This window comes from Sphingosinicella sp., from assembly GCF_052387495.1.
GTDB lineage: Bacteria > Pseudomonadota > Alphaproteobacteria > Sphingomonadales > Sphingomonadaceae > Allosphingosinicella.
Genome location: NZ_JBQTJC010000167.1, coordinates 1 through 4,519 on the forward strand (window position 1 = coordinate 1; position 4,519 = coordinate 4,519).

Genomic DNA, 4,519 nt, shown 5'->3' on the forward strand with positions numbered 1-4,519 from the left:
TGAGCGCGCGGGCATAAAGCTCGGCGCGGGCGCGGGCGTTGGCGAGCGCCGCCGTGCGCGCCTCGTCGAGCGCCGCCTCGGGCCGGTCGATCTCGAGCGACGGGCCGTTGATCTGGTTCGCCCCCTCGGCGACCAGGGCGTCGAGAATGCGGCCGCTGTCCGCGATCTCGCGGAAGCGCACGTTGACCTGATTGGTCGCGCGATAGCCGGTGAGCTGCGGCGGCTGGTTCTCGGCATAGCGATAATCGGGGTGCAGGCTGATATTGCTGGTCTGGATGTCGCGCGGCGCGATGCCGGCGCGCTCCAGCGCGGCGCGGACGCGGGCCATGCGCGCCGCATTCTGGCGGATCGCCTCGACCGCAGTCGGCGCCTGAGTGACGACGCCGGCGTTGATCCGGACGACGTCCGGGACTCGAGTGACTTCGCCGGTGGCGACGACATCGACGCGGGTGCCGGAGGTGCTTGTCGCCGCCGGCGCGGGCTGGGCCTGCGCCGCGCCGGCGGAAGCCAGCGCAAGCAGCAGCGCGGGGGCAAGGGTTCGGATCATGTTTCTACTCCTGGATCGCATTTCCAACGTGCGCCGACCGTAGCGGATCCCTGCTGCATCTGGGCTGAACCCCGGCGAACGTGGTTCCGGGTCGGTTAACTCGATGGCAGCAAGTTCACGGTATGAATCCCCGATCGGGCGTCCTGCGCCCACCGAGTGGGGATATTTCGACGTGGCTACGCTGCCTTCGCGCCTGATCGGCGCGGTTCATCAGATCGCGCGGGCGGAATCGCGCCGGCCGGCCCTGTGGACGACCCGGGTCGAGCGCGATGGCGTTCCGCACGTAGGGCTGACGCTGCGCAACGTCTCGCCGTCCGGCTTCATGGGGATGGCCTCCGCGCAGATCCCCGCGGGCAGCCGGATCACGCTTCGCCTCCCCTTCGGCGGCTCGGTTCAGGCCAATGTCCGCTGGTCGTTCAACGGCCGGATCGGGTGCCGCCTTTGCGGGCGCTTCAGCCGGGGCCAGCTCGCTTTTCTGATGCTCTGCGGCGGCCTCAACAGCCTGTTGAGCGCCGCCGCGCTCCGCATCGCCTTCCTGCTCGGCTGCCTCAGCCTGATCATCCTCGCCTAGGCGGCGCCGGACGGAACCGCCAGGTCATCCCGCCGCCGCACAGCACGCCGGCGAGAGTCGCCCGCTTCCCGGAGGCGAGCGTGTCCAGCAGCCGGTCGAGCCCGTCCTCGCGCCAATCGCCGGTGAGATTGCTCTCCGCACGAATCGTCTCGATCGCGCGCCGCGCCAGCCGCCGGGCGATCTCGCGCGGCAGGCCCTCAATATCGAGCTCCAGCTCTTCGCCTCGGATTGCTCGCAGCGACCAGGCGGCCTCTGCCGCCCAGGCGAGCGCCGCCTCGCAATCGGCGAGGTGGGATGCCGCTTCGGCGAGCCGCGCCGGGTCGAGTTCGCCGTTCGCCGCGAGCAGTGCGCGAAAGCGGGTGCGATCGAAGCGGGCTTCCCGGTTCGAGGGGTCATCAACAGCAGCCAGCCCAGCCTGCTCGACAAAAGACACCAACTCTGTGCGGCGCCAGCTCAGCAGCGGACGGACCAGACGCACCTCGCTATGCTCACGCAGCAGGCGCTGTCCACGAATCCCCGCGAGGCCCGGCAGTCCCGAGCCGCGCGCGAGCCGCATCAGCAGAGTCTCCGCCTGATCGTCAGCATGGTGGGCGGTGGCGACATGGCTGAGGCCCGCATTTTCCGCCCAGTCGGCGAGCAGGCGATAGCGCAGCGCGCGCGCCCGCGCCTGGATGCTTGCGCCTTCCGACAGCGGCTCGGAGGAGAGAATCGCGTGGCCCACCCCAAGCCTCTCGCAAATGCTCGCGACGAAGCGCGCTTCCTCGGCATTTTCGGGCCTCAAACCGTGATCGACCGTTGCGGCGCCCACTTGCCCTGGAAAGGCGGCGTGGGCGAGCAGCAGCAGCGCCAGGCTGTCCGGCCCGCCCGACACGGCGAGGCCAAGCCTGACCGGCGCTTCGCCGGCGAGGGCGGCGACATCCGCCCTGAAGCGGGCGACCTTTGCGTCCGGCGGTGGCGGAACGGGCATGGCCGCAGTCTACCCGTCTCGCGCGTTCGAGGAAAATCGCTTATCATTGCACTCCGGGCGAGGTTCGAGGCCATGCGTAAAGTCACCAGACGGTCCTTTCTGGCGCGCGTCGCCGGAGTTGGCGCGGTCGGCACTCTTCTCGTCGCCGGCGAGGCGCGGGCGCTGCAGGTCACCGACAGCGACACCGGTCCCTATGCCGACCCCGCCGGGCGCGGGCGCGGCGGCACCGGCTATACCGACAGCGACAGCGGCCCCTATGCGGATCCCGCCGGCCATGGCCGGGGCCGGGGCCGAAGCGTCACGGACAGCGACACGGGCCGCTATGCCGATCCGGTTGGGCGCGGGCGTGGCAGGAGCGGCTGCACCGATTCCGATACGGGCACCTACGCCGATCCCGTTGGTCGCGGGCGCCGCTGCGGCTAGAGGCCGGCGAAGTCGATCGGCCCCTCACGCGCGAGCCTGCCGGCCCGATCCGGCAGGTCGTATTTCAGGCCGGTCGCGCAGTTGAACAGAACCGCCTGCTCATCGGCCCGGACCAGACCCTCGGCCAGCGCCTGGCGCCACGCCGCCAGCGTCGCCGCGCCCTCGGGGCAGAGGAGCAGACCATCGAGCCGCGCCGCCTCGTCGCGCGCGGCGAGGATTGCCGCGTCCGAAACCGCGATCGCCGCGCCGCCGCTCTCTCGAAGCGCGCGCAGGATCAGGAAATCGCCGATCGCCTTCGGCACGCGGATGCCGGCGGCGACCGTTTCCGCCTTCTCCCAGCGCGGGGCGTGATCGGCGCCCGCCTCGAAGGCGCGGACGATCGGCGCGCAACACTCCGCCTGGACGGCGATCATGCGCGGCCGCTCGGGGCCGATCAGGCCGACCGCCTCGAGCTCGGCAAAGCCCTTCCACATGCCGATCAGCCCGGTGCCGCCGCCGGTGGGATAGAAGATCTCGTCCGGCAGCCGCCATCCGAGCTGGAGAACGAGTTCCAGCCCCATCGTCTTCTTGCCTTCGATTCGATAGGGCTCCTTGAGCGTCGAGAGGTCGAACCAATGGCCCGCCGCGGCGCCGGCGGCGACGATCGCGCCGCATTGATCGATCAGGCCGTCGACCCGATAGACTCGGACGCCGTGAATGGCGGTTTCCCTGAGATTGAGCTCGGGCGTGTCCTCCGGGCAGAGCACCACCGCCTCGATCCCGGCGCGGGCGGCATAAGCGGCGAGCGCCGCGCCCGCATTGCCGTTGGTCGGCATCGCGATCCGCGCGACTCCCAGCGCCCTGGCCATCGACACCGCTATCGCGATGCCGCGCGCCTTGAACGATCCGGTCGGCAGCCGGCCCTCGTCCTTGACCAGCAGCTTGTCCGCACCGGCGCCCGCCCCCGCGGCGACGCGCGGCAGCGTCACCAGCGGCGTCTCGATCTCGCCTAGGCTGACGATGTGCTCGGGCGCGACCGGCAGCAGCTCGCGCCAGCGCCACATGTCGGCCGGGCGCGCTTCGATTGCCTCGCGGGACATGGCGCGCCGCGCGCCATCGAGGTCGTAGCGGACGAGCAGCGGCGCTCCGGCAGGCGACAGGTTATGGAGCCGGCCCGCCTCGAGCCGCTCGCCCGTCCGCGCGCATTCGAGATGCGTGACGAAGGACTTCGGTGTCGCCGGCGCTTTTATCGGCCGCTCGCCGCGCAGCGCGCGTCGGTGCGGGCCTGGGGCAGGCGGGTGCGGATGAACTCGCGCATGCTCGGATAGACCGATTCCAGCTCGTCATAGACCCGGCAGGCCTCGGGCCGGCGATTCAGCCGGGTCAGCGCCTGACCGAGGAAATAGAGGCTGTCGGCCGCCCGTTCGCCGCGCGGATTCTCCTGGTAGTTGGCGAGGAAGATGCGCGCCGCCGTGGCCGGCTTGTCGTCGTCCAGATAGGCACGGCCCTGAAGGTTGCGCATCCAGCTTATCCAGGGGCTGCCGGCATGGCGGGTCGCGGCCTGCTCCAGCGCGGTCTGCGCCTCGGCAAAGCGGCGCGCGTCCCAGAGCCGGAAGCCGGCATTATAGGCGTCCTGCGCGCTCTCGCCCGCGGCCTCCGGCGCGGGCGGCTCCGCCGCGGCGGGAGGCGGCTCGACGGCGGGCGGTGGCGTCGCGGGGCGGTTCGCCTGCTCGATCCGGTCGAGCCGCGCCTGCAAATCGGAGCGCAGCCGGCCGACCTCCTGCTCGAGCTGGCGGGTGCGGTTGCCCTGCTCCTCGACCTGGCCGGTGATCGAGCGGAGCTGCGCCTCGAGCGCGTCGACCCTTGCGACGAGGCTGGACAGCGCGTCGCCGGACACACCGGGCGAAAGGCCCTGCGCCTCGGCCTGAATCTCCGGCTCGACGAACTGGGCGCGGCCGCCGGGGAAGACGCGGCGCTGCACCGCGCGCATCTCCTGCTCCAGCCGATCGACCCGCCGTTCGACGCCCGGCTC

Annotated in this window: 6 protein-coding genes; 2 read left to right on the forward strand and 4 right to left on the reverse strand. The window is 71.4% G+C overall.

What is annotated here, in order from left to right; all coding sequences use genetic code 11:
• On the reverse strand, window positions 1-547 hold a 547-nt coding region (locus tag ACT4N8_RS09325), incomplete at its 3' end, for an SIMPL domain-containing protein (RefSeq protein ID WP_444857857.1).
• Between the two features lie 172 nt (window positions 548-719).
• On the opposite strand from ACT4N8_RS09325, the gene ACT4N8_RS09330 reads away from it, so the two are divergent.
• Window positions 720-1,118, forward strand: coding sequence for a hypothetical protein (locus ACT4N8_RS09330; protein ID WP_444857858.1), 399 nt, complete (start codon window positions 720-722; stop codon window positions 1,116-1,118).
• Here ACT4N8_RS09330 and tilS read toward each other — a convergent pair.
• The gene (gene tilS / locus ACT4N8_RS09335) at window positions 1,105-2,085 is read right to left on the reverse strand and encodes a tRNA lysidine(34) synthetase TilS (protein WP_444857859.1); all 981 of its coding nucleotides are present in this window, start codon (window positions 2,083-2,085) and stop codon (window positions 1,105-1,107) included. The genes ACT4N8_RS09330 and tilS overlap by 14 nt on opposite strands.
• Window positions 2,086-2,157: 72 nt before the next feature.
• Here tilS and ACT4N8_RS09340 point away from each other — a divergent pair, with 72 nt between their 5' ends.
• Window positions 2,158-2,508, forward strand: a complete 351-nt coding sequence (locus ACT4N8_RS09340) for a hypothetical protein (protein ID WP_444857860.1) — start codon at window positions 2,158-2,160, stop codon at window positions 2,506-2,508.
• Here the strand turns inward: ACT4N8_RS09340 and ACT4N8_RS09345 are convergent.
• A complete protein-coding gene (locus tag ACT4N8_RS09345; protein WP_444857862.1) occupies window positions 2,505-3,737 on the reverse strand; it encodes a threonine synthase in 1,233 nt (410 codons plus the stop codon). The two genes, ACT4N8_RS09340 and ACT4N8_RS09345, sit on opposite strands and share 4 nt — an antisense overlap.
• Window positions 3,734-4,519: tetratricopeptide repeat protein (locus ACT4N8_RS09350; protein ID WP_444857861.1), on the reverse strand; the 786-nt coding region annotated here is incomplete at its 5' end. The genes ACT4N8_RS09350 and ACT4N8_RS09345, both read right to left, overlap by 4 nt.

Coding starts and splice junctions, on each gene's coding strand:
- tilS (WP_444857859.1), bottom strand. CDS start 2,085: ATGCCCGTTCCGCCACCGCCGGACGCAAAGGTCGCCCGCTTCAGGGCG.
- ACT4N8_RS09340 (WP_444857860.1), top strand. CDS start 2,158: ATGCGTAAAGTCACCAGACGGTCCTTTCTGGCGCGCGTCGCCGGAGTT.